We start from the raw sequence: 23,773 nt of genomic DNA on the forward strand, positions 1-23,773 counted from the left end.
ACGATGAACAAGCCTGAAGGCAACACCAGGCCCCGCAGGCGCAAACCCGAAGGACCGCAAGCCGACGCCACCAGCCCCGCGCCGCTGGAGTCGTCGCTGCGCAACGCACGCGAGCAACGCGCTCGCGTGGGTCTGAATCTGTTTTGGCGCACTTTCTTTTTGCTGGCGCTCTTGCTGGTGGGCAGTATCCTGGCATGGCTGCAAACCTTGCGGGCGCTGGAGTTTGAACCCCGCACCCTGCACACGGCCCAGCAAATCGCTTCGCTGGTCAACCTGAGCCGGGCCGCCTTGGTGCACTCAGACGCCATCGCGCGCGTCTCGCTCATCAAGACCATGGCCGACCAGGAAGGCGTGCGCATCCTGCCCCGCGAGCCGGGCGACAAGTTCACGCTGCTCGATGGCAACGCCCTGGGCAACCGCCTGACCGAAGAACTCACCGCCCGCCTGGGTCCCGACACCATCGTGGCCCAGAACGTGAATGGCGAAAACGGTCTGTGGGTGGGCTTCAACATCAATGGTGACCCCAACTGGTTGTTGATGGATCGCTCGCGCTTCAGCCCTGCAGGTGGGCGCACCTGGCTCATCTGGCTCATCACCGCCGGGGCCCTGTCGCTGGCCGGAGCTGCCGCCATTGCGCGGTTGATCAACCGCCCGCTCAAGCAACTGTCGTATGCCGCCAACCGCGTGCGCGACGGCGACTTTGCCGCCAGCCACCTTGATGAAGAGGTGGTGACCAGCGAAATCCGCGAGGTGAACATCGGCTTTAACCGCATGGCGCAAAAGCTGGCCAAGCTGGAACAAGACCGCGCCGTGATGCTGGCCGGCATCTCACACGACCTGCGCACGCCCCTGGCCCGCCTGCGGCTGGAAACCGAGATGAGCGTGACGGACGACATTGCCCGCGAGCACATGGTGGCCGACATCGTTCAGCTCGACGCCACCATCGACAAGTTCCTGGACTACGCCCGCCCCGACCATGTGACGCTGACTCCGGTGAACCTGCACGCAGTGGTGTCATCGTGCGTCTATGCCGTGCAAGACCACCGCGAGCTGCAAATCACCATGCAGGTGCCCGAAGACCTGAACGTGCTGGCCGACGAAGTGGAATTGGCGCGCGTGATATCGAACCTGCTGGAAAACGCCCGCCGCTATGGCAAGGCTGCCGACACCGGTGTGACCAGCGTGGACATTGCCGCCAAGGGCCGCGAGAGCTGGGTGCTGCTCAAGCTGCGCGACCACGGCGCGGGCGTGCCGCCTGAGCAGTTGTCCAACCTGACCAAGCCGTTTTTCCGGGGCGACTCGGCCCGCACGGCTGCGGCGGGCGCGGGGCTGGGCTTGTCGATTGTGGACAAGACCGTGCAGCGCATGGGCGGCATTTTTGCGCTGGCCAACTCCAGCACGGGTGGGCTGGTGGCCCACATCCAGCTGCAACGCGCCACCGAGTTGCCCGCAGGCGTAGACCCCAAGCAGCGCCTGCAGCGCCCGGCCATCAAGCGCCAATTGCCCCGCAAGCGGGCGCAAGACCAAGCCTGATCACGTCAGCGCAGCGGGCGGTCCTCAACGGGGATCGCCCCGCATCCCTCCCCACAGCCGCTCAGCGGCGGTACACCAAGGTGGCGGCACGCGCCTCCATCGCCAGGCCCTGGCCTACCGGCCCCAGGCGCTCGGCCGTCTTGGCCTTCACATTGACCTGATCGGGCGCCAGGCCCAGCGCCTGCGCAATGCAGGCGCGCATGCCGGGGATATGGGCCGCTAGGCGCGGCGCCTGGGCCACCACGGTGCTGTCCACATTGGCAATCTCAAACCCAGCAGCCCGCACGCGGCGGCCTGCCTCGGCCAGCAGCACCGACGAATCGGCCCCACGGAATGCCGGGTCGGTGTCTGGGAAGTGCGTGCCAATGTCGCCCAGCGCAGCGGCGCCCAAGATGGCGTCGGTGATGGCGTGCAGCAGCACGTCGGCGTCCGAGTGGCCCAGCAAGCCCATGCTGTGCTCAATCGTCACGCCGCCAATGACCAAAGGGCGGCCGGGCACCAAGGCATGCACATCCCAACCCTCACCAATCCTGAAATTCATCACATCGCTCTCTGCCCATTGCAGGGCCAATCAAAAGGAAAACGGCAACCTGCGCCCGCTGTGCGGGCAGCGCCACTCATACGAATTCGCACTCAGCTCATCAGAAACCAAACCTTCGGGCTGAGCTTGTCGAAGCCTTGCGCAGCGCTTCGACAAGCTCAGCGTGAACGGATTGATATTTTTGAACGCAAATGGGTATCACCCCCCCGTGGGTGGCAGCCCACGCAAGCTGCCAAAGCGCTCCAGCGTGGTGCCATGGCCGCGCTGGGCCAACACGGCACCCGCCAGTGCAAAGTCGTCCGGGTAGGTCACCTTGAAGTTCTGCGCGCCACCGGGCACCAGCCGGGGGTGCAGGCCCATGGCCTCCATGGCGCTGGCCTCATCGGTCACGCTGGGGCCAATGCGCTCGATCGCGGCCATCAGCGGGCCGATGCGGAACATCTGCGGTGTCTGCGCCAGCCACTTGTCGCTGCGGTCCACCGTGGTGGCCACCCGCACGCCGCCCGGGCCGTCAATGGAGGTCTTGAGGGTGTCGGCCAGCTTGTGCGCCAAAAGCCCCCCAACCCCGTCATTGGCACAGGTATCAATCAGGGTGTCGATCAGGGCGGTGGTGATCAGGCAGCGGGCCGCGTCATGCACCAGCACCCAGTCTTCGGGCTGCGCACCCCGCTCCCGCAATGCCTTGAGCCCTCCCAGTACCGTGTCCGCCCGCGTGGGGCCCCCACATTCCACCTTGAAAAAAGAGGGGTGTGCATAAGCGTCCAGAAAATGGTCACCCGCCGCCACCGCGACCAGCGTGCCCAACAAACGCCCCACCCCGGCAAACGCGGCCAAGGTGTGCAGCACCATGGGCTGCCCTGCCACCAGGTGGTACTGCTTGGGCAGTGCCTGCGCGATAGGCACTGCGCCTGCAGAGCCCCCTGCAGGCACTGCACGCAGCCCCATGCCCGCACAGGGCACCAGGCCCCAAAAGCGGCCGTGGGCAGACAAAGGAACAGGGGCAGTGGGCAAGAGCGGTGCAGTCATGAGGGGCTCATTCTAGAATCTCCACTCCCCGATCCACCCGGCCCGTGCGCGCACCGCGCCCCAGGGGGTGCCCCGGGGCTGCAGACACCGTCCCGCATGGAACTCCCCAAACTCACTCCCGGTAAACGTTTCTCCTTGCCCCGCCCCGTGGGCAGCGCCGACTCGCTGCTGCTGGCCCGCCTGGCCGAGCGCGACAAGGCGGCAGGCCACACCACCGCCATCGTGGCGGCCGATGCCACCGATGCGCAGCGCCTTATCGAGGAAATGGCCTTCTTTGCCCCCGGCCTGCGATGCGCGCTGTTCCCCGACTGGGAGACGCTGCCCTACGACACCTTCAGCCCGCACCAGGACCTGATCAGCGAGCGCCTGGCCACCCTCTGGCGCATCAGCCAAAAGGACAAGGACACCGGCGCCGACGTGGTGCTGGTGCCCGCCACCACGGCGCTGTACCGGCTGGCGCCACCGTCCTTCCTTGCGGGCTACACCTTCCACTTCAAGGTCAAGCAAAAGCTCGACGAAACCAAATTCAAAGCCCAGCTCACGCTGGCGGGCTACTCACATGTCTCGCAAGTGGTGAGCCCGGGCGAATACGCGGTGCGCGGCGGGCTGATCGACCTGTTCCCCATGGGCTCGCTGGTGCCGTACCGCGTGGACCTGTTCGACAACGAGATCGACTCCATCCGCACCTTCGACCCCGACAGCCAACGCAGCCTGTACCCCGTGCCCGAGGTGCGTCTGCTGCCAGGCCGCGAGTTCCCCATGGACGACGAGGCGCGCGCCAAATTCCGCAGCCGCTGGCGCGAGATGCTGGAGGGCGACCCGACCAAGAGCCGCATCTACAAAGACATGGGCGCGGGCGTGGCGACGGCGGGCATCGAGTACTACCTGCCGCTGTTCTTTGACGAGACGGCCACCGTGTTCGACTACCTGGGCGGCGAGGCCACGGTGGTGCTGCATGGCGACCTGGAGCCCGCGTTCCAGCGCTTCTGGCAAGACACCAAAGACCGCTTTCGCCTGGTGCAGGGCGACCCCGAGCGCCCGGCGCTGCCGCCCGAGGCGCTGTTCCTCTCGGCCGACCAGTTCTACACGCGTGCCAACGCACACGCCCAGCTGTCGCTGCGCCCCGGCGTGCAGGACGTGGATGACAACCCGCATTTCCACAAACTCGGCGACCTGTCGGTGGTGCGCGGGGCCGAGGACCCGCTGGCCCGCCTGCATGCCCACATCCGCAACACGCAGCACCGCGTGCTGCTGTTGGCCGAGAGCGATGGCCGCCGCGAAAGCTTGCTCGACTTTTTGCGCGCCAGCGGGGTGAACCCACCGGCCTTTGATTCGCTGGCCGAGTTCCAGGCCACGGCCGACGAAAAGGTGGGCATTGCCACGGCTGGACTTACCGTAGGCTTTAGCTGGATCGAAGACGGCATCGACTTCGTCACCGAAACCGAGTTGTTTGCCGCCGGCCCCACCACGCGCCGCCGCAAGAAGCAAGAGCAAGTCAGCGACGTCGAGGCCCTGATCAAGGACCTGGCCGAGTTGAACGTGGGCGACCCCGTGGTGCACAGCGCTCATGGCATTGGCCGCTACCGGGGCCTCATCAACATGGATGTGGGCAACAAGAACCCCGACGGCACGCCCGCCATGCAGGAGTTCTTGCACCTGGAATACGCCGACAAGGCCGTGCTGTATGTGCCCGTGAGCCAGCTGCAGCTGATCAGCCGCTACACCGGCGTGAGCGCCGACGAGGCGCCGCTGCACAAGCTGGGCAGCGGCCAGTGGGAAAAGGCCAAGCGCAAGGCCGCCGAGCAGGTGCGCGACAGCGCTGCCGAGTTGCTCAACATCTACGCCCGCCGCGCACTGCGCGAAGGCCACGCCTTCCGCTACAGCCCGCAGGACTACGAGACCTTTGCCAACGACTTCGGCTTTGACGAAACGGCCGACCAGAATGCAGCCATCCACGCTGTGATCCAGGACATGATCAGCCCCCGCCCCATGGACCGCCTGGTCTGCGGCGACGTGGGCTTTGGCAAGACCGAGGTGGCCCTGCGCGCCGCCTTTGTGGCCGTCACGGGCGGAAAACAGGTGGCCTTTTTGGCGCCCACCACCCTGCTGGCCGAGCAGCACTACCAGACGCTGGTGGACCGCTTTTCAAAATGGCCGGTGAAGATTGCCGAGGTCTCGCGCTTTCGCTCGGGCAAGGAGATCACCGCCGCCATCAAGGGCATCGGCGACGGCACGGTGGACATCGTGGTCGGCACGCACAAGCTGCTCAGCGAATCCACCAAGTTCCACAACCTGGGCCTCTTGATCATCGACGAGGAACACCGCTTTGGCGTGCGCCACAAGGAGCAGATGAAGGCCCTGCGCGCCGAGGTGGATGTGCTGACGCTGACGGCCACACCCATCCCGCGCACGCTGGGCATGGCGCTCGAAGGCCTGCGCGACCTGTCGGTCATCGCCACCGCGCCGCAGCGGCGCCTGGCGATCAAGACCTTTGTGCGCAACGAGGGCACGGGCGTGATCCGCGAGGCGGTGCTGCGCGAACTCAAGCGCGGCGGGCAGGTCTACTTCCTTCACAACGAGGTGGAGACTATCGAGAACCGCCGCCAGAAACTCGAAGAAATCCTGCCCGAGGCCCGCATCGCCGTGGCCCACGGCCAGATGCCCGAGCGCGAACTGGAGCGCGTGATGCGCGACTTTGTGGCCCAGCGCTACAACATCCTGCTGTGCTCGACCATCATCGAGACCGGCATCGACGTGCCCACGGCCAACACCATCATCATGAGCCGTGCCGACAAGTTCGGCCTGGCGCAGCTGCACCAGCTGCGCGGCCGTGTGGGCCGCAGCCACCACCAAGCCTACGCCTACCTGATGGTGCCCGACATTGAAGGGCTGACCAAACATGCGCAGCAGCGGCTGGACGCCATTCAGCAGATGGAGGAACTGGGCAGCGGCTTCTACCTGGCCATGCACGACCTGGAGATCCGCGGCGCGGGCGAGGTGCTGGGCGAGAACCAGAGCGGCAACATGCTGGAGGTGGGCTTTCAGCTGTACAACGAGATGCTGAACGAGGCCGTCAAGGCGCTCAAGGCGGGCAAAGAACCCGACCTGCTCTCGCCCTTGTCCGTCACCACCGACATCAACCTGCACGCCCCCGCCCTGCTGCCCGACGACTACTGCGGCGACGTGCACCTGCGCCTGTCGTTCTACAAAAAGCTGGCCACGGCCAAGACGCCCGACCAGATCGACGGCTTGCTCGAAGAGATCGTGGACCGCTTCGGCAAGCTGCCTCCGCAGGCCCAGACCTTGATTGACGTGCACCGCCTGCGCGTGCTGAGCCAGCCCTACGGCGTGGTGAAGGTGGATGCCGCCCCGGGCGTGATCAACATCACCTTCAAGCCCCAGCCGCCGATCGACCCGATGCGCATCATTGAGCTGATCCAGAAGCACAAGCACATCAAGCTGGCGGGCAACGAGAAGCTGCGCATTGAGCGCGAGGTGAAAGAGCCCAAAGACCGTGCGCAGGCGGTGCGGGACATCCTGCGGGCGCTGGGGCAGCCAGTGGCGGCTTAGCGCCTGGAAGATATGATTAAAAATAGCCTCCAGCGCTTATCTATCCAGCGCTACCAGCTATCAAAATCATAGTATCAAATGGAAGCCACCCTGGCCCTGATCGCCCTGGCTGTCGCGTTGCTGGCCCGCCCTTGGCGGCTGCTGGCCAGCCGCAAACCCTTGGCTCACGAAGCGCAGGGCGCGCCTGCCGCGCTGTGGACGCCGCTGCTGGCCACCCTCGTCTTGCTGCCCTGGGCCTGGGCCCTGCCTACGTTGCACCACATGCCGCTGCAACTGCAATGGTCGGGCGCGTGCCTGGTGCTGCTCATGCTGGGCTGGCCCCTGGCGGTGCCCACGCTGCTGGCGGTGGGCGCCACGGCGGCGTTGCTTTCGCCCAGCCTGGGGTGGGACGAGGCGCTGGGCATGGCCGTGTGGCAAGGCGTCGTGCCTGCCACGCTGGCACTGCTGCTGGGCGTGGTGCTGCGCCGCCTTGCGGGGGCACGCCCGCTCGCAGGCGTGCGCGCCTTCGTCTATGTGCTGGGCCGGGGTTTTTTGGGCACGGCGATGTGCCTGTTTGCAGCGGGCAGCTTGTCGCAATGGAGCGGTCACACGCTGTCGGGTGTGGGCGATCAGCTCTCGCTGGTCGCACGCTGGTTGATGGCCTGGGGCGATGCGGTGGTCACGGGCATGCTGTGCGCGGTGTTTGTGGCGTTCAAGCCTGCATGGCTGGCCACTTGGTCGGACGATCTCTATTTACGTTAAAAATGGCTGCAGTGCTTACAAAATAAGCGCTAGCAGCTATCAAAAGAGAAGCAATCTCCAACAGGGCCAGACCACCGACTGGCGAGCCACCAGTGTGTGGTGCAGGAATTGCTTGAGAACGGAACGCGCGGTATTCCCGCAAAAAAGCGAATGCCCGCAGCGCAACCGGGAGCCCTCACCCGGCGGGTCTGTCCATCCACTTTTGGGAGTTGTTCATGCATTTTCGGCGTCTCTTCCTGGCTTTGGCCTGCAGCTTTTTTGCGCTGGGCTCCATCACACCCGCCTTGGCCCAAGGCAGCTACCCCGATCGCCCCGTCAAAGTCATCGTGGCCCTGCCCGCTGGCGGCAGTGCCGACATGATTGCGCGCGTGGTGACGCAGAAGATGGCGGCCGACCTGGGCCAGCCCTTTGTGGTGGACAACAAGGCGGGGGCCTCAGGCCAGATCGGTACGCCGCTGGTCTCGCGCGCCGCGCCGGACGGCTACACGCTCATGGTCTCGCCCGCGTCGTTCCTCACCACCAACAAGAGCATCTTCAAGACCCTGCCCTACGACCCCGAGGCCGACTTTGTGCCCATCACCAAGTTCGTGAACCAGCCCATGGTGCTGGTGGTCAAGGACAAGCAGAGATTCCCCACCGTGGCCGCCGTCATCGCCGCCGCCAAGGCGGCACCAGGCAAGCTGACCTATGCCTCATCAGGCGATGGCAGCCCGCAGCACCTGGCGGGGCTGATGTTCACCACCCGCACCCAAACCGATCTGCTGCACGTGCCCTACAAGGGCGGCGCCCCCGCCATCAACGACGCCCTGGCGGGCACGGTGGACATGCTGTTTGCCGTGCTGCCCGAGGCGCTGCCACACATCCAGTCGGGCAAGCTGCACGCGCTGGGGCTGATGGCCGCGCAACGCACCGGCACCCTGGCGCAGACACCCACCATGGCCGAAGCGGGTGCGCCAGAGATGAACCTCTCCGCCTGGGTGGGCCTGCTCGCCCCGGCCAAGACGCCCCAGCCCATCATCGACCGGCTGCAGCGTGCAGCGCATGCAGCCCTGGCAGACACTGAAACCAAGGCCAAGCTGGCCGCCAGCGGCATGGAGGTAGCACCAGGCACCAGCCAGCAGCTGAAAGACGCGATCACGCAGGAGATCAAGGTACACGCCGAGCTGGTGAAGGCGGCGGGGCTGGTGCCGCAGTAAAGCGCCCTTGCGTGGCAAGCGGGCAGGCCCGCGCATGGCTTCGGCACAAGGGGCAAAGACTGGCGCAGCCTGCGCTGGGAGGCGCCGACCCCTACCCCTTCTGTGCCACAGCGGTAGCCCGCCAACACCCACTGGCACGGGAAAGGCGGCACCCCTCACCCTGGCACCGATGCCCCGGTTTGCCCTTGGGCTTGCAATGCGTTGACAGGCTGCGACGGGCCGAGGGGTCAGGGCGGGTGCGCTGATTTGGGTAAGGCGCTCAAAGAGCCTGTTCAAAGTGCTTGACTTAGAGTGCACTCCAACTTCCAGAATTCGTCCCATGGCATCCCTCCTCACCATTACCGACGTCGCTGAACGCACGGGCTTGTCCGTCCACACGCTGCGCTACTACGAGCGCGCGGGCTTGATTGCCCCTGTGGCGCGTGCGCCCGGTGGCCAGCGGCGCTACGCGGCGTCGGACATGGAATGGATCGGATTCCTGCTGCGCCTGCGCGAGACCCGCATGCCCATTGGGCAGATGCAGGCCTTCGCACGGCTGCGCAGCGAGGGGAATGCAACCGCCTCGCAGCGGCGCGAACTGCTGGAGCAGCATCTTGCACAGGTGCTGGCAACGATCACTGCAATGCAGCAAGCCGCGCAGGTGCTGCAAGCCAAGATCGGGCACTACCAGGGCCTGGAAGCTCCCCTTCGCCACACACCATCGTCCACCCGCCAAGGAAGCCCCCATGTCTCCACACACCAGTCCCCGCTACCTCCAGGGCCTCGCCAAGCTGCGCGAAATCGACGGCCAAGCCGGTGAGCACGTCGTAGCAAGCCTCGCCGACATTGCGCCAGACTTCGCCCGCTATCTGATCGAGTTCCCGTTTGGCGACATTTATTCGCGCCCCGGCCTGGACCTGCGCAGCCGCGAGATCGCCGTGGTGGCCGCGCTCACGGCGCTGGGCAACGCCACACCCCAACTCAAAGTGCATTTGCAGGCCGCGTTGAACGTGGGCGTCACCCGCGAAGAGATTGTCGAAGTCCTCATGCAGATGGCCGTCTACGCGGGCTTTCCGGCAGCGCTGAACGGGCTGGCCGCAGCGCGTGAAGTGTTTGCGGTGGCGGAGGCCAGCGCAGCTGCCGCATAAGAACCTGTTCAAAGGCGCCGACCGCTGCGGCCAGGGCGTATCAGCCGGGCGCCAGCGCGCCATAGTCGAGCGCTGGCGGGCGCAGCAGGTCCTCATCGATGCCCATCACCTTGCTGGCACGCTCGACGGCCTGCCACAGCGGGGCGGGCATCTGCAAAATCTCATCGGGTGACGCAGAGCGTGCAATCCACGCGCTGATTTCGGCATGCTGCTCAGGGGTGAGCAGGTCCAGGTTCAACATCTCGTCAATGGTTTTCATCTGAGGGGCGGATCGGTATATGGTCTCGCGAGCGATGGCTGGCTCTCGCGGGCTCGTGAGGATGGGTGTGCGGATCGCCAAGGCTACCCCACAAACATGCCGCCACATCGGTCAATATCAACCTGGACCGGGTCACGGCCGCCTTGCTCCTCTGCACGCTGGGCTGAGAAGCCCGCCCGCGCCCCATCGCCAACGCTCTGGCCTCCTCGCCGCAGCCCAGCCCTCTTGTCCACCCAGACCGCCACCCTCACAGTCCATCCGCAGTCCATGGGCGATACCATTACGGGTTCTGATTCCAGCATTTGCCTCAAGCGCCTTCGCCATGAAAAACACCACCGAATTTGCCCCTGGCCTTGTGGTCCAGGGCATCGACCCGCTCCTGTCCCTGTCCAGCTACAAGCTGATCGCCTTCGACATGGACTCCACCCTCATCAACATCGAATGCGTGGACGAGATCGCCGATGCCGCAGGCCGCAAAGCCGAAGTGGCGGCGATCACGGAAGCCGCCATGCAAGGCCTGATCACCGACTACAAAGAGAGCCTGCGCCAGCGCGTGGCCCTGCTCAAAGGCGTGACGGTGCAACACATGGAGCAGGTGTTTGCAGAGCGCCTGCGCTTTAACCCTGGCGCCCAGGAACTCATCACCGCAGCCAAGGCTGCTGGCCTGACCACGCTGCTGGTATCGGGTGGTTTCACCTTCTTTGCCGACCGCGTGAAGTCGGGCCTTGGCATCGACTTTGCCCGCGCCAACATGCTGGAGGTGGACAACGGCTTGCTCACCGGCCGCATGGTGGACCAGCCCTGGGGCGACATCTGCGACGGCGCCGAGAAGCGCCGCACCCTGCTGGAGCTGGCCTCGCTCATGGGCATCTCACCATCGCAGGCGATTGCGGTGGGCGATGGGGCCAACGACCTGCCCATGATGGGCGTTGCGGGCCTGTCTGTGGCCTACCACGCCAAGCCAGCCGTGCGCGCGCAGGCCAAGGTGGCCATCAACCAAGGCGGCTTGGACCGATTGCTGGAAGTCTTCAGCCGCTAAGGATGTCCTGCATCACCCTCGCGAGGCGGTGGTAGTGCGGATCGGGAGGGGCCGCAAGGCGTCTTTTGGCAGCCAATAGCTGGGCTATTGGCAAGAAAAGCAACGCAGCGGACCGCCCGAGGCCGCGCTATCACAGACCGCAGGGAGTTATGCAGGACATCCCTCAGGCAGAGTGCAGGGTGCGCCGCCAAAGCGCGGGCGTTTGAGGAAAAGTGCACAGCTTGTTGCACTTCAGAGGGCAGCAATGCCCTTGGCAGGGCAAAGGCGTCGGCACAATCCGCCCGCACGGGGCCACACCGCCCCACTTTGCCACCCTCTGTTGCGCTTTGGCGCCCCGCACTTATGACCTCTTTCGCTGGCGCCACCCGTGCGCTGTTGGCCGCACCGCTGCTGCTGGCCCTGCTTGCCTGCAACTCCAAATCTGAAGACACCGCCAATGCCCCTGCGGCGCCCAGCATCGCTGTCAACGAAGCGCCAGCCAGTGGCAAACCCGCCGCTGCGACGCCCCCCGCCAAGGCCCCTGTGGAGGAACCCAGTGCCGCAGCCAAGTTGCAGGACTACATCGGCTGCTACAACAGGCTGGATGGCCGAGCCCACAAGTCCATCGAGCGCTACGCCACCTGGGTGAAAAACATGAAGACCGGCCCCACAGGCCGCGAAAGCGTGGTGTACGGCCTGTACGCCACCGACCCCGAAAGCACTGCGAAGTGCAAAACCAGCTTTGCCACGTCCGCAGCGCAAAAGCCCGCCATGCAGGCGCTGGATGCAGCGGGCGCCGCCTACATCCAGGCGCTTGATGCCATGGACACCCAGGTGACCGAGGCCAACAACTACTACAGCCGCGACAACTACAAGGACGACAAGTTCGCCAAAGGCAAGGCCATGCATGCCCCGCTGGTGGCTAGCTTTGAGGCGTTCCAAAAAGCCAGCAGCGCCTTCTCTGACCAGTTGGATGTAGAAAACGACAAAGTGCTGGCAGCCAAACTGGCCGACGTGGAAAAGACCGAAGGAAAGCAGTACACCTACTACCGCATGGCCCTGATGGCGCGCGCCAAGGCCCTGGTCAACTTGCTGGGCGAAGAGAAGTTTGATGTGGCCATGGCCGAAACACGCCTGTCAGCCTACGAAGCCCTTGCCGACGAATCGTTGGTATATGCCAAAGCGCACAAAGACGGCCGCGATATCCACTGGAGCTTTTTTGAGAGCAGTACCGAACAATTCCGCCAGACAGCCAAAGAGCGGTTTCGCCGCGTGCGCGACAGAGTGCCCTACAACGAGGGGGACCGCATGATCATGCAAACAGGCTCTGGCTGGATGGTGGAAGGCAGCCCCCAAAAATTGCTGAAGACCTACAACGAGCTGGTCGACAAAAGCAACGATTTCTGACGGAAGCGAGGGCGCCTGGGCAGGCCCCTCACACGCCCCTCGCACGCGGCCGGTCTTGAGCCTGCAGGCAGAGTGCCTGCAGGTTTCCTCAGCCCTTGATAGGCAAACCCGTCACCGGTTTCGCATCCCGCATGCTGCGCCGAATCAAGGGCTGCGCCAGCATCTTGGGATTGGGCGCATCCACCAAGTCGGCCAGCGTGACGCCATCGAGCACCGCCAGATAGGCATTGATAGCGTCGCCCAGCACCCCTTTGAGGCGGCAGTTGCCGCTCAGCCGGCACTGGTTCACATGGGGATCAAAACACTCCACAAGGTGAAAGTCCGTCTCCGTCTGGCGCACGACGGCGCCCAGATTGATCTCGGCAGGGGCTTTCATCAGGCGCATGCCGCCCCCACGCCCGCGCGTGGTCTCCAGCAGGCCTTGTGCTGCCAGCTCTTGCACGATCTTCATCAAATGGCTGCGCGATATGCCGTAGCCCTCGGCCACCTCGGTGATGGTCACGGGCTGCTCGCGGCCCTGGGTGGCCGCGCAATACATCAGCACACGCAGGGTGTAGTCCGTCCATTGGGTAAGGCGCATAGAGTTTGTCCTGGCTCAATTTAAAAGATGCTTGTTATCTGAATTTTATTAACTAAAATATTCACAATAAATGAATCTTTAAGGAATCCCCCATGAATGCTCGACTTCAAGAAACGCAACCCGCTCTGAGCGCAGAGCAAGCCATTGGTCAGATCGCCGTGCAACTGCCGGGATCGACAGCGATTTTTCGCCGCTTGAAGTTGGACTTTTGCTGCGGCGGCCAGGTCAGCCTGCGCGAAGCAGCCACCCAAAAGTCGCTGGATGTGGATGCCGTGATGGCAGAGTTGTCGCAACTGCAGCGCAGCAGCAGCCTGCCTGGGGTGACATCGCCCACAGAGCTGATCGACCACATTCTGGAGCGATACCACGAAGTGCATCGCGTGCAACTGCCCGAGCTGATTCGCATGGCACGCCGCGTGGAAGCCGTGCACCGCGACCACCCATTGGTGCCTGCTGGCTTGGCCGACACCCTGGAGGCCATGCACGAAGAACTGCTCTCGCACATGCAAAAGGAAGAGGTCGTGTTGTTCCCCATGCTCAAGGCGGGCGGCAATCCGTTTGTGGGCCAGCCCATTGGCGTGATGCGCGCCGAGCACGTAGACCACGGGGCATCGCTGGACAAGCTCAATGCCCTGACCCACGACGCCACCCCACCCCAAGGCGCCTGCAACACCTGGCGCGCCCTGTATGCGGGCATTGCCCAGTTGGGAGAAGACCTGATCAACCACATTCACCTGGAGAACAACCTTTTGTTCCCACAGTTTGAAGCAGCGGCCACCACGCAAGGTTGCGGTACATCAGCTTGTAGCTGCAACTGATCGTGCACACTGCGCCCATGCCAGTCACCACCGCACACCGCACTCCCGACAAGGAAAGCATCACCGAGCTGGTGCATGCGTTTTATGCAGATGTGCGCAAGGACGACTTGCTGGGCCCGGTGTTTGACAAGGCGCTGCATGGGCAGTGGGATACCCACTTGCACCGCTTGGTCGATTTTTGGAGCACCGTGCTGTTGGGCACCCGCAGCTTCAAAGGCAATGTGCTGGACAAGCACCTGTCGCTGCAGGACGTGACCCCCGCCCATTTTGCAGCATGGGTGCACCTGTGGAACGGGCACACCGCGCGCTTGTTTGCCCCCGAGGTGGCCCACGGCTTGCAAGCGGCAGCCCATGGCGTGGCCCGCAATTTGTTCAGAGGGTATTTTGGGAGCCTGCCTGCGTTTGCAGCAGCAGAGCCACAGGAGCCCCACGCGCAAGGCTAAGTAGCTGTTCACAGGGCCGCTTGCCGCCACTGAGGGGCTTCGTGGCGTTCAGCGCTTCCCACATGCCCAGCACTGCGTGCAATGGCCTTGGGTCAAGGCCTCTGCTTGGGTTTATCGGCCTTTGCCGCCGGGGGTGAAGAACAGTGCCAAACCCACCGCGATGAGCGCCACCGGCCACCACACGCGCAACAACTCACGCAGGCTGATGCTGATCAGCCCCAGGTTGGTCAGCAAGAAAAACACGCCCAAAACGACCAGCACAATCGCTGCGATATTGCCTTTCATTGGCACTCCCTCAAGTTGGTAAACAGATGCCGAATTGATGCTGTGGCGATTATGGCGCTGGCCAACGCGTGAGGCCTGACTGACCGCAAACCCTATCGCAATGGCGCCAGCAGGTCGGTCAGCCCGTTGTGGTCGATTTCGTGCATCAGGGCCAACAGGCGCCCCAGGTCGTTGTGGGGGAAGCCTTCCCGCGCAAACCAGTTCAGGTAATTGCCAGGCAAATCGGCAATCACGCACCCCTTGTGCTTGCCATACGGCATTTGCACAGTCACCAGCCGTTGCAGCGTGGCCGGGTCCATGCCCGCAATGTCCATGGATCAGCCCCCCGCGCGCTTGACCTTGTGGCCCAGCTTTTGCAGCGCAGCCATCACGCGGTCAATGTGATCGCCCTGTACCTCAATCACCCCGTCCTTAACGGTACCGCCCGTGCCACACGCGGTTTTGAGCTGTTTACCCAGCTGCTCCAACGCCGCGGCATCCAGCAACAGGCCTTTGACCAGGGTAACGGCCTTGCCTCCCCGGCCTTTGGTTTCTCGCGATACCCGCACGATGCCATCCCCCGTGGGCAAGGGCTTGTTTTGCTTGCAAACGCACTGTGCCTGGGGCTGGCTGCAGTCCGGGCACATGCGACCGTGATCGGTGGAATAGACCAGGCCGCCCAGGCTTTTGAGATCACGCAATGAGGCCATGGTCACTTCCCCTGCGCACTCAGCAGCTGAAAGTTCAGCAGGCGCGTGGCCATCACTGTCTCAGTGAAAAACAGCACCAGCGCCATCAAAAATGAAATCACCCCGCTCAAGAAGCTCGCCACAGCCCAGCTGTGCCCCCGAAAATCCATGGTTTCCCCCAAAAACAGCAAGACGATGGTGACCCCGATCAGGAAGCCGCACAGCGTCAGCAGCCCAATGCAGGCATTGGCCAGGCGCCCCCGGGTGCGCAGGTAGCCCAACTCCAGCATGGCCCGGTCGTGGTGCTCGGTGTCGCTGGAGTTGCGCGCGCGGTCCTCGACCACCCGGGCCCGGTCAATGATGCGCGCCAGGCGCCCCGCCACGGCGCCAATCATGCCGGCCACGGCGGTCAGCAAAAACACCGGGGCTACGGCCAGCTGGATGCCGTGGGTGATGGTGCCGGGTTCTATGGCGAAGCTCATTTTGTGTCTGCGTATGCGGTGGGGAAACGATTATCGGTGTGATCCCGCACAGCAGGCCAGCGCACCAGGCCCAATGCGTGAAAACCTCGACCGCTTGGCGCGACCCGCTACCCTGTGCCTCACAATCGGGGGATCGGCGCCAACTCCGCGCCCCGCCGCAGTCTCTCGACGACCCAGCCGCACGGCATTGTGGGAACCTGCGTCGCCCAGCCCTCCATGGGTGGTGCCAACCACCCCAGTGTCTCTTTTGCCCTACCGCGCATTGCGCGCCACCTTGCCGCCGTCCCAGCGCTACACGCCATGCCTTTTGCTTCTCTCGGTCTCTCCCCCGCCCTCGTCGACGCGGCAGCAGCCAGCGGCTTCACAGCCCCCACGCCGGTACAGGCGGCGGCCATTCCTGTCGTTTTGAAGGGGCAAGACCTGCTGGGCTGCGCCCAGACAGGTTCTGGCAAGACCGCCGCTTTTGCCCTGCCCCTGCTGCAGATGCTGCAAACCGAAGCGCAGCAGCGCAACACCCAGGTGCTGATACTGGTGCCCACACGCGAACTGGCCTCGCAGGTCGGCGAAGTGATCACCCTGCTGGCGCAACGCCTGGCCCATCCCATCAAGGTGGCCGTGGTGTACGGCGGCGTTTCCATCAACCCGCAGATGATGCGCCTGCGCGGCGGGGCTGATGTGGTGGTGGCCACGCCGGGGCGCCTGCTGGACCTGGTGCAGCACAACGCGCTGCGGCTGGGCCAGGTGCAGCACCTGGTGCTGGACGAAGCAGACCGCCTGCTGGACCTGGGGTTTGCCGAGGAACTGCAAGCGGTGCTGGACTTGCTGCCCGAGCGCAGGCAAAACCTGTTCTTCTCAGCCACCTTCGCCCCGCCGGTGCAGGCACTGGCCCACAGCCTGCTGCGCGAGCCCGTGCGCGTGGACATTGCCCCCACCGAACAAACACAGCCAGACATCGCCCAGCGCGCGATTGCCGTCGATGCCCCCCGGCGCACCCAGTTGCTCAAGCACCTGGTCGAGCAACACCAATGGTCGCGCGTGCTGGTGTTTGTGGCCACCCAATATGCGGCAGAGCACATTGCCGAAAAGCTCTACAAAGCGGGCATCTACGCATCACCTTTCCATGGCGGGTTGAGCCAAGGCGCACGCACCCAGGTGCTGCAGGAATTCAAGGATGAACGCTGGCAGGTGGTGGTCACCACCGACCTCGCCGCCCGGGGCATTGACATTGCGCAACTGCATGCCGTGGTGAACTACGACCTGCCCCGCTCGACCGACGACTACACCCACCGCATTGGCCGCACCGGCCGCGCGGGCGAAAGCGGCGTGGCCGTGAGCTTTGTCACCGCAGAGTCAGAGGCGCATTTCCGGCTGATTGAAAAGCGGCAAAACCTGAGCCTGCCGCGCGAGACGGTAGCGGGCTTCGAGCCGACCGAGCCACCCGTGCAAGACAGGGGTGAGGGCAACGGCGGCATCAAGGGCAAACGGCCCAGCAAAAAAGACAAACTGCGCGCCGCTGCCGCCCTGGCAGCAGGCACATCAGGTACGGTGGGCCCCCAAAAAGGCTGACTGCCGCCCAGGCTGCTTCCTGCTTTCGCAGAAAAAACGGTCAAACACCGAATGCAATCAGGGGGCCTTCTGCCCCCTGGTACTCACTCCGCGTCGAAATCGTCTGGCTCGGCATCGTCCGTTTCGCCAGGCGCACGCGGTTTGCGCACCCCGGGCTTGGCCAGGATCTCCACGTAAAACTGCGCCCCACCCTCTGCCGCCACGGCGTTGATGCGCTCCGTCAGCGCCGACAGGTGCACTGCTTCAGCAGCGTCCTTGCTCAGCCCAAAGCGGCAATCAAAGTCCCAAAAATGGGCGCCCTCTGGCACATCACGGCGGCGCTCACGCTTGATGTATTTGCGGATTTCATGCTTGACGGCGTCCAGAACGCGGTCGCGGTTCTTGCCTTCAACGTGGAGTTGGAAAGTTTTTCTCATGGGCGATGGTACCGCTTGTGGTCACCCCGGGCGCCCCGGTTTGAGCATTTCATACCCCCAAGCGGGGTAAGCCGAGTGACGCGCACAGGACTTGCACAGGGCCTGCACGCACCAAAATGAATTCCATCCAGGCGATTCGGGTGCCAAAATGTTGCAACACTTTGGATTGTTCCAAACCAATGTCGCACAACGCCGATCTGTTGCAGGTGCTGCCCGGGGCCGTGCTCATCACGCAGGAGGGCAAAATCTGCTTTGCCAATGCCGCCGCCGTGGCGTTGCTACAGGCGGGCAGCGCAGCAGATCTTGTGGGCCACCAGTCCGGCGAATTTGTGCACCCCATGGACCAGGTGCGCTCCACCAACCGTATCCAGCAAGTGGCCGAGCCCGACCAGGAAGGCCGCCCCAACAAATCCTCCGAATTCCGCATCCGCACTGCCAAAGGCCAGTTGCGGATGGTGCTGATCTCCAGCGTAGCCATTGAGTGGCAAGGAGCCCCCGCCGTGCTGATGTGCGGGCTGGACATGACCCACCAAAGTGAGATCCAGGCGCAGCTGCGCGAGAGCGAGCAAAACTTCCGTCGCCTGTTTGAGAACATGCAGGACGTCTACTACCGCACCGACAGCCAGGGCGTGGTACTGCACGTAGGCCCAGGGGTGCGGCGGGTGCTGGGCTACGAGCCCCACGAGATCGAGGGACGCACGGCAGAGTCGTACTACCCCCAAAGCTCCGACCGAGACGCCTTCAAGGCCGCCATCATGGAGAAAGGCGAGGTCTCAGACTTCCCGGGGCAGATGGTGCGGCGCGACGGCTCCATCATCGACATTTCCATCAGCAGCCACCTGCTGTACGACCACGCTGGCAATTTTGCGGGGGTGGAAGGGATCTACCGCGACGTCACCCAGCGCAAAAACCTGGAGCGCGAACTGCACCGCCTGGCCACCACCGACATGCTGACCGGCATGGCCAATCGGCGGGCTTTTTTGGAAACCGCCACGGCCATCTACGAGCGCGCACGCACGCATACCGAGCCGCTCACCCTGCTGATGCTGGACCTGGACCACTTCAAGGCCATCAACGACCGCCTGGGCCACCTCGAGGGCGACAGGGCCTTGGTGGAGTTCGCCCACGCCGTCAGGGTGCACCTGCGCGCGTCTGACATCGTGGGGCGGCTGGGCGGTGAAGAGTTTGGTGTACTGTTGCCGCTGACCTCCGCGACCGAGGCCGTGGAAGTCGCAACCCGCATCCTGCAAGGCGTTGCAGACTTGGAACTGCGGGACGAAACTGGCAACCCGTACCACATCACCGCCAGCCTGGGGATGGGCGCCATCCGCACCACAGACCGCAGTCTGCGCGACATGCTGGACCGCGCCGACCAGGCGCTGTACCTGGCCAAGAACCGGGGACGCAACCAGATTGCGTCGGCAGAGCACGAAGTGGGCTGATGCCGAGGAGCCGCCGCCCGACCAACCAGCTCAGTACACCGACGCCGAGGAGCCCGGCCACTGGCACGCATCCACCCAGCGCACCCAAGGGCGCGCGGTGGATGCTTTCATCGCGCTTCAGTAATGCGGGGGCAGTTCGTCGCGCAGATTGCGCACGCTGCCGCTTCCCCCATCAGGCACCTGCTGGCGCAGGGTTTTGATCTCCTCCACCAGCCGCTCTATCAACTGCTGCTGTTGGTAGATCGTCATGTTGAGCTGGTCCAGCAAGTCCTCGGTGTAGCTGGCCTTGATCTCCAGGCTCTCCAGGCGCTGGTGCACCTGATCCAGGTCGTTGGCGTTGGCGTCTGGCATGCTTTAAATGGCCTGGCCTAGGCGCGCCACGCCTTCGCGGATCTTGTCCACGTCGGCCGTAGCGAACGACAGGCGGAAGGTCGCATGGTCAGGGTTGGCGCAGAAAAACGGCGTGCCGGGCACAAAGGCCACACCCTTTTCAATGGCGCGCTTGGCCAGCACATTGCCGTCGGCCACCTTACCGCCCGCACCCGTCAGGCGCGCCCACACAAACAAGCCGCCCTGGGGTTGCACAAACTCGATGGCATCTCCCAGCTCCTTGCGCAGCGCATCGCCCATGGCCTGGGCGCGCTCGGCGTAGACCTTGCGCACATTGGCCAGCGTGCCTGGCATGCGGCCGGCCTTGAGGTATTGCGCGGCCGTGGCCTGGGCAAACGTGCTGGTGTGCGCGTCGCTGAACTGCTTGCACATGGTGGCCTTGCCTAGCAGCTCGGCCGGAGCAATCATCCAGCCAACGCGCAGGCCGGGCGACAGCACCTTGCTCAAACTGCCGCAGTGCACCAACAGCTCGCGGCTGCCGGGCACCGTGGCCGACAGGTTGAGCAAGCTGGGCGGCGGGGCTTCGCCGAAGTACAGGTCGCCGTAGGGGTCGTCCTCGACGATCAGGGTGTTGTGCTTCACAGCCATCTCCAGCACAGCCTTGCGGCGCTCCAGGCTCAGCATGGCGCCGCTGGGGTTACCGAAGGTGGGGATCAGGTAGACAAACTTGGGCTTGTGTTCGGCAATCAGCTTTTCCAGCTCGTCGGTCTTCACACCATTGCCATCGATGGGGGCGCTGATCAGTTCAGCACCATACAGGCGAAAACACTGGATGGTGGCCAGAAAGGTGGGGCCTTCCACGATGACCTTGTCGCCGGGGCTGATGAGCGTCTTGCCCAGCAGATCCAGCGCCTGCTGGCTGCCGGTGGTGACGATGAGGTTGTCGGCCGCCACGTCCTTGGCCCCCTTGCTGCCCATGAAGGCCGCCAGTTGTTCGCGCAGCGGGTTGTAGCCTTCGGTCGCGCCGTACTGCAGCGCGGCGCCAGGCTCTTCGGCCAGGGCGGCGTTGCTGGCCGCCCGGATGCCGTCCACGTCAAACATCGCGCTGTCCGGGAATCCGCCCGCAAAGCTGATGATGCCGGGCTTGCCCAGCAGCTTGAAAAGTTCGCGGATGGCGGAGGTTTCTACGTTGTTCAGGCGGTCGGCAAATTGCATGGCGTGTGCTGAAGAAAAATGGCTATGGACCCTGCATTGTCGCCAATTGGCGCGCAGGTTTCCTGCTCAGCCGCAGCCTGCGCGCAAACCGGCGCCAGCCCCTACACTGCGCGGCATGAAAACCACGATGATCGAACCGTTTTTTGCCACGCTGAAAGCAGCCAACCCCCTGCCCAACACCGAGCTGGAATACACCACCGTGTTCGAGCTGCTGGCCGCCGTGCTGCTATCGGCCCAGGCCACCGATGTGGGGGTGAACAAGGCCACGCGCAAACTGTTTCCCGTGGCGGGTACGCCGCAGGCCATTCTGGAGCTGGGATTGGAACGCCTGGAGGGCTACGTCAAGACTATCGGCCTGTACCGCACCAAGGCCAAGAACCTGATGGAAACCTGCCGCATCCTGGTGGAGCGCCACGGCGGCGTGGTGCCCCGCACGCGCGAAGAGCTGGAGCTGCTGCCCGGCGTGGGCCGCAAGACCGCCAACGTAGTGCTGAACGTGGCCTTTGGCCAACCCACCATGGCGGTGGACACGCACATCTTTCGCGTGAGCAACCGCACGGGCCTGGCACGGGGCAAGAACCCGCTGGCGGTGGAGCTGCAATTGATGAAACGCGTGCCAGCAGCCTACGCGGTGGACTCGCACCACTGGCTCATCTTGCATGGCCGCTATGTGTGCCAGGCACGCAAGCCGCGCTGCTGGGAATGTGCAGTGAGCCAGTATTGCGACCACCAGCCGAAGACGCTGGCTGCTTAAAGAGAAGACAGGAAAGCGGGGGGAACCGCTTCTATTTTTATAGCTGCCAGCGCTTATTAGATAGGCGCTAGCGGCCAAAAATACTGCAACTCACATCACCGAGCCACGACATGCTCCCGCAGCCAGGCGGCGAAGGCTTCCTCGGTGATGTCTCCAGCGGCGACGGCCAGCATGGTGAGCACGCACGATGCGTCGTCAACGGCCAGCGCCCACCCATTGAGACGCAAAAAGAGCTCGGCTGCCACAAAGCCCGTGCGCTTGTTTCCATCGATAAAAGGATGGTTGCGCGAAATCCCATAGCCGTAAGAAGCAGCCAGCGCAGCAGCATCAGGTGGCGGCTCGCCGTAGTGGCTCAGATGAAGCGGCTTGCCCAGCGCTGAATCGAGCAAACCAGCATCCCGCACGCCCGCACCGCCACCGTGCTCGGCCAGTTGCATTTCATGGATGGCAACGATGACGGCACGGTCTAGCCAGACCCACTGGCTCATTTGGCCAGCTCGTGCAACACAGCGCGGCGCTCTTTCATGATCTCGCGCGCCACGCGCATCTGGGCTTCAAACTCAGGGTTGTGGGTGGTGATACGCAAGCCATCGGGCGACTCCGTCACATACAACTCATCACCCTTTTCCAGTTGCAATCGCGCCAGCAATTCCTTAGGGAAAATGGCTCCCACGGAGTTACCGACTTGGGTGAGTTTGAGGGTGTGCATGGAAGAACCTCCAGGTAATTACAAACGTAATACTAGACTTTCCTCCCCGCAACGTCAAACCACGCGATTCAACCCCAGCGCAGCCATCTCCCGCGACACCCCCGCCCACGCCACATCAAACCCCGCCACCTTGCGCTCAGGCGGAACGGGATGGGCGCGCAGGGCCCAGGTGGCACCTGCTACCACGCTGTCGATGACGGGCACCGACACCTGCGGCTGCACCGCAGCGGCCATACCGGCGAGCCCTGCCCCACCCAAGATGACAGCCTGCACGCCCATCTGGCGCACCACGTCGCGGCACGCTTGGGCCAGCAGCGCGCGGGCGGCTGCGGGCTCTGCCGCCAATTGCGCCCCGGTGGGGGCCACGGTGTGGATGCCTGCCAGTCCATGGGCATGGCCCAGCGCTTGCGCCAGGCGCTGCAGCATGGGGCCCCAGCGCTCGCCGCCCGTCACGATGGCAAAGCGGCCGTGGCGAGCCGCTTCGATGAACGATGCTTCGGCCAGGCCCGTGACGGGCACGGGGCTGCTCTCGCGCAGCGCCATGAGGCCAGGGTCACCAAAGCAGCCGATCAGCACGGCATCGGCTTGCGGCCCCGGCTGGGCCAGGTCGTGTGCCCAGGCATCCAGCAGCGCATGGGCCGCCACGGCGTAGCTGGCTTCGCACGCAATATAGGGCGCGCCAAAGCGTGCCGTGGCCGTGCGCACCGCCACATGCGAGCCTGCCGCCCCCTGCACATGCTGCTGCAGTAACGCGCTGACATGGGCCGAAGTGTTGGGGTTGATGACAAGCAGTTGACGCATGGAGTAAGCAAGGTGAACAGGATCAAAGGGACCAGAATCAAACGCCACCCAGCATCTGAGCCAGATCGGGTGCGTCGGCAGACGGGGGCGTGAACTCCAGCTGCGCTTCGATGCGCACCAGGTGGTCCAGCATGCGACGGGCCGCCTCTTTGGGGTCGCGCAGGCGAATGGCGTCGATCAGCGCGCGGTGCTCGCGGCAGCCGCAGGCCGTGGCTTCTTCGCGGGTCTGCGCGTGGCTGGGGCTATAAGTCATGAGGATGAGCGAGGTGCGCGAAACCAGCTCGCGCAGGATGCGCCCCAGCGTCTGGTGCCCTGCGGCCTGCGCAATGTGCAGGTGAAAGTCGCCCGAGAGGCGGATGGCGCGCCGCATGTCGCCGCTGGCACGAGCGGCCTCTTCGTCGTCGATGCAGGTACGCAGCGCGGCGATGTCGGCGTCGGTGGCATTGGCAATGAACAGCTCTACCAAGCGTGGCTCCAGCAGACGGCGGGCCTCGAACACTTCCAGCGCCTCTTGCGGCGTGGGCTGGGCAATGGATGCGCCCCGGTTGGGCGTGAGCGTGACCACCTGTTCATTGGCCAAGCGCACCAGCACAGGGCGCACGCGGGTGCGTGACACGCCAAAGGCCGCTGCCAGCTTGTCTTCCACCAGCTTCGTGCCGGGCGGCAGGCGGTGGTCAAGGATGGCCGAGACCATGCGGTCGTACATGTCGTTGTCGCTGAGCTGGGCTGCTACCTCGGGCTCAAGAGAAGGCTGAACAGAGGCCCGTACGCGTGGCGAGGTCGCTGCAGCGCGAGTGCGCCGGGGCTTGGAAATGGGGTTGGTCATAAAGGCTGATGCAGGTGGGC

The 23,773-nt window shown here is 64.3% G+C and carries 28 protein-coding genes; 13 read left to right on the forward strand and 15 right to left on the reverse strand.

Translation table 11 applies throughout. From position 1 onward, the window contains the following. The first annotated feature begins 3 nt into the window (after window positions 1–3). On the forward strand, window positions 4–1,533 hold the full coding sequence (locus C8C98_RS20575; RefSeq protein WP_121455785.1) for a sensor histidine kinase: 1,530 nt from the start codon (window positions 4–6) through the stop codon (window positions 1,531–1,533). A 61-nt stretch (window positions 1,534–1,594) separates the two neighbouring features. Here the strand turns inward: C8C98_RS20575 and ispF are convergent, their stop codons facing one another. After that, complete coding sequence (ispF, locus tag C8C98_RS20580) at window positions 1,595–2,074, reverse strand: 2-C-methyl-D-erythritol 2,4-cyclodiphosphate synthase (RefSeq protein WP_099658678.1); 480 nt, start codon at window positions 2,072–2,074, stop codon at window positions 1,595–1,597. Between the two features lie 198 nt (window positions 2,075–2,272). After that, the gene (locus C8C98_RS20585; RefSeq protein ID WP_121455786.1) at window positions 2,273–3,100 is read right to left on the reverse strand and encodes a 2-C-methyl-D-erythritol 4-phosphate cytidylyltransferase; all 828 of its coding nucleotides are present in this window, start codon (window positions 3,098–3,100) and stop codon (window positions 2,273–2,275) included. Window positions 3,101–3,196: 96 nt separating this feature from the next. Here C8C98_RS20585 and mfd point away from each other — a divergent pair, with 96 nt between their 5' ends. The 5 genes from mfd to C8C98_RS20610 all read left to right on the forward strand — a co-directional run bounded on the left by mfd (window position 3,197) and on the right by C8C98_RS20610 (window position 9,734). Further along, window positions 3,197–6,670: a transcription-repair coupling factor gene (gene mfd, locus C8C98_RS20590; protein WP_121455787.1), complete on the forward strand. Its 3,474-nt coding sequence runs from the start codon at window positions 3,197–3,199 to the stop codon at window positions 6,668–6,670. A 78-nt stretch (window positions 6,671–6,748) separates the two neighbouring features. Next, window positions 6,749–7,411 carry a hypothetical protein gene (locus C8C98_RS20595; protein ID WP_121455788.1) on the forward strand — a complete coding sequence of 221 codons (663 nt, stop codon included), beginning with the start codon at window positions 6,749–6,751 and terminating at the stop codon, window positions 7,409–7,411. 215 nt (window positions 7,412–7,626) lie between these two features. Next, window positions 7,627–8,607, forward strand: coding sequence for a tripartite tricarboxylate transporter substrate binding protein (locus C8C98_RS20600; RefSeq protein WP_121456426.1), 981 nt, complete (start codon window positions 7,627–7,629; stop codon window positions 8,605–8,607). A gap of 319 nt (window positions 8,608–8,926) precedes the next feature. Next, window positions 8,927–9,406, forward strand: a complete 480-nt coding sequence (locus C8C98_RS20605) for a MerR family transcriptional regulator (protein ID WP_121455789.1) — start codon at window positions 8,927–8,929, stop codon at window positions 9,404–9,406. Further along, a complete protein-coding gene (locus C8C98_RS20610; protein ID WP_121455790.1) occupies window positions 9,333–9,734 on the forward strand; it encodes a carboxymuconolactone decarboxylase family protein in 402 nt (133 codons plus the stop codon). Before C8C98_RS20605 ends, C8C98_RS20610 begins: the two co-directional genes overlap by 74 nt. 40 nt (window positions 9,735–9,774) lie before the next feature. On the opposite strand, the gene C8C98_RS20615 is transcribed toward C8C98_RS20610, so the two are convergent. Next, window positions 9,775–9,993 (reverse strand): hypothetical protein, encoded by a 219-nt coding sequence (locus C8C98_RS20615; protein ID WP_121455791.1) that lies wholly within the window; start codon window positions 9,991–9,993, stop codon window positions 9,775–9,777. Window positions 9,994–10,315: 322 nt separating this feature from the next. On the opposite strand from C8C98_RS20615, the gene serB reads away from it, so the two are divergent. Together serB and C8C98_RS20630 are read left to right on the forward strand one after the other, a co-directional pair. After that, window positions 10,316–11,032, forward strand: a complete 717-nt coding sequence (gene serB, locus C8C98_RS20625; protein ID WP_121455793.1) for a phosphoserine phosphatase SerB — start codon at window positions 10,316–10,318, stop codon at window positions 11,030–11,032. 342 nt (window positions 11,033–11,374) lie between these two features. Further along, window positions 11,375–12,418: a YiiG family protein gene (locus C8C98_RS20630; RefSeq protein WP_121455794.1), complete on the forward strand. Its 1,044-nt coding sequence runs from the start codon at window positions 11,375–11,377 to the stop codon at window positions 12,416–12,418. 88 nt (window positions 12,419–12,506) lie between these two features. On the opposite strand, the gene C8C98_RS20635 is transcribed toward C8C98_RS20630, so the two are convergent. Beyond that, window positions 12,507–12,998, reverse strand: coding sequence for an Rrf2 family transcriptional regulator (locus C8C98_RS20635; protein ID WP_121455795.1), 492 nt, complete (start codon window positions 12,996–12,998; stop codon window positions 12,507–12,509). A 92-nt stretch (window positions 12,999–13,090) separates the two neighbouring features. Here C8C98_RS20635 and ytfE point away from each other — a divergent pair, with 92 nt between their 5' ends. After that, complete coding sequence (ytfE, locus tag C8C98_RS20640) at window positions 13,091–13,816, forward strand: iron-sulfur cluster repair protein YtfE (protein ID WP_121455796.1); 726 nt, start codon at window positions 13,091–13,093, stop codon at window positions 13,814–13,816. A 17-nt stretch (window positions 13,817–13,833) separates the two neighbouring features. After that, the gene (locus C8C98_RS20645; protein ID WP_121455797.1) at window positions 13,834–14,259 is read left to right on the forward strand and encodes a group III truncated hemoglobin; all 426 of its coding nucleotides are present in this window, start codon (window positions 13,834–13,836) and stop codon (window positions 14,257–14,259) included. A 111-nt stretch (window positions 14,260–14,370) separates the two neighbouring features. On the opposite strand, the gene C8C98_RS21940 is transcribed toward C8C98_RS20645, so the two are convergent. The 4 genes from C8C98_RS21940 to C8C98_RS20660 all read right to left on the reverse strand — a co-directional run bounded on the left by C8C98_RS21940 (window position 14,371) and on the right by C8C98_RS20660 (window position 15,694). Beyond that, window positions 14,371–14,544 carry a LiaI-LiaF-like domain-containing protein gene (locus C8C98_RS21940; protein WP_162995942.1) on the reverse strand — a complete coding sequence of 58 codons (174 nt, stop codon included), beginning with the start codon at window positions 14,542–14,544 and terminating at the stop codon, window positions 14,371–14,373. Window positions 14,545–14,636: 92 nt separating this feature from the next. After that, window positions 14,637–14,843: a DUF3820 family protein gene (locus C8C98_RS20650; protein ID WP_099655780.1), complete on the reverse strand. Its 207-nt coding sequence runs from the start codon at window positions 14,841–14,843 to the stop codon at window positions 14,637–14,639. A gap of 18 nt (window positions 14,844–14,861) precedes the next feature. Further along, window positions 14,862–15,233, reverse strand: a complete 372-nt coding sequence (locus tag C8C98_RS20655) for a translation initiation factor Sui1 (RefSeq protein WP_199726624.1) — start codon at window positions 15,231–15,233, stop codon at window positions 14,862–14,864. Window positions 15,234–15,235: 2 nt separating this feature from the next. After that, window positions 15,236–15,694: a DUF2721 domain-containing protein gene (locus C8C98_RS20660; protein WP_099741408.1), complete on the reverse strand. Its 459-nt coding sequence runs from the start codon at window positions 15,692–15,694 to the stop codon at window positions 15,236–15,238. Between the two features lie 300 nt (window positions 15,695–15,994). Between C8C98_RS20660 and C8C98_RS20665 the strand changes: the two genes are divergently transcribed. Next, the gene (locus C8C98_RS20665; protein WP_121456428.1) at window positions 15,995–17,260 is read left to right on the forward strand and encodes a DEAD/DEAH box helicase; all 1,266 of its coding nucleotides are present in this window, start codon (window positions 15,995–15,997) and stop codon (window positions 17,258–17,260) included. A gap of 83 nt (window positions 17,261–17,343) precedes the next feature. On the opposite strand, the gene C8C98_RS20670 is transcribed toward C8C98_RS20665, so the two are convergent. Next, entirely contained in the window at window positions 17,344–17,676 is a 333-nt protein-coding gene (locus C8C98_RS20670; protein WP_121455798.1) for a DUF6172 family protein, read from the reverse strand. 179 nt (window positions 17,677–17,855) lie between these two features. On the opposite strand from C8C98_RS20670, the gene C8C98_RS20675 reads away from it, so the two are divergent. After that, window positions 17,856–19,118 (forward strand): sensor domain-containing diguanylate cyclase, encoded by a 1,263-nt coding sequence (locus tag C8C98_RS20675; RefSeq protein ID WP_121455799.1) that lies wholly within the window; start codon window positions 17,856–17,858, stop codon window positions 19,116–19,118. 117 nt (window positions 19,119–19,235) lie between these two features. On the opposite strand, the gene C8C98_RS20680 is transcribed toward C8C98_RS20675, so the two are convergent. Together C8C98_RS20680 and C8C98_RS20685 are read right to left on the reverse strand one after the other, a co-directional pair. Beyond that, a complete protein-coding gene (locus tag C8C98_RS20680) occupies window positions 19,236–19,469 on the reverse strand; it encodes a SlyX family protein (protein WP_121455800.1) in 234 nt (77 codons plus the stop codon). 3 nt (window positions 19,470–19,472) lie between these two features. Beyond that, a complete protein-coding gene (locus C8C98_RS20685; RefSeq protein ID WP_121455801.1) occupies window positions 19,473–20,663 on the reverse strand; it encodes a PLP-dependent aminotransferase family protein in 1,191 nt (396 codons plus the stop codon). Between the two features lie 115 nt (window positions 20,664–20,778). Between C8C98_RS20685 and nth the strand changes: the two genes are divergently transcribed. Then, window positions 20,779–21,417 (forward strand): endonuclease III, encoded by a 639-nt coding sequence (gene nth, locus C8C98_RS20690; RefSeq protein ID WP_121456429.1) that lies wholly within the window; start codon window positions 20,779–20,781, stop codon window positions 21,415–21,417. Window positions 21,418–21,512: 95 nt separating this feature from the next. Here nth and C8C98_RS20695 read toward each other — a convergent pair whose 3' ends face one another. The 4 genes from C8C98_RS20695 to C8C98_RS20710 are packed head-to-tail and all read right to left on the reverse strand — an operon-like array spanning window position 21,513 to window position 23,753. Further along, on the reverse strand, window positions 21,513–21,905 hold the full coding sequence (locus C8C98_RS20695) for a type II toxin-antitoxin system death-on-curing family toxin (protein ID WP_121455802.1): 393 nt from the start codon (window positions 21,903–21,905) through the stop codon (window positions 21,513–21,515). Then, window positions 21,902–22,126, reverse strand: coding sequence for an AbrB/MazE/SpoVT family DNA-binding domain-containing protein (locus tag C8C98_RS20700; protein WP_056169497.1), 225 nt, complete (start codon window positions 22,124–22,126; stop codon window positions 21,902–21,904). The genes C8C98_RS20695 and C8C98_RS20700 overlap by 4 nt, the downstream gene beginning before the upstream one ends. Window positions 22,127–22,180: 54 nt before the next feature. After that, on the reverse strand, window positions 22,181–22,927 hold the full coding sequence (locus C8C98_RS20705; protein ID WP_121455803.1) for an aspartate/glutamate racemase family protein: 747 nt from the start codon (window positions 22,925–22,927) through the stop codon (window positions 22,181–22,183). A gap of 37 nt (window positions 22,928–22,964) precedes the next feature. After that, on the reverse strand, window positions 22,965–23,753 hold the full coding sequence (locus C8C98_RS20710) for a GntR family transcriptional regulator (protein WP_121455804.1): 789 nt from the start codon (window positions 23,751–23,753) through the stop codon (window positions 22,965–22,967). Window positions 23,754–23,773 lie beyond the last annotated feature (20 nt).

Origin of the sequence: Acidovorax sp. 106, assembly GCF_003663825.1 — a bacterium.
Classification (GTDB): domain Bacteria; phylum Pseudomonadota; class Gammaproteobacteria; order Burkholderiales; family Burkholderiaceae_C; genus Acidovorax.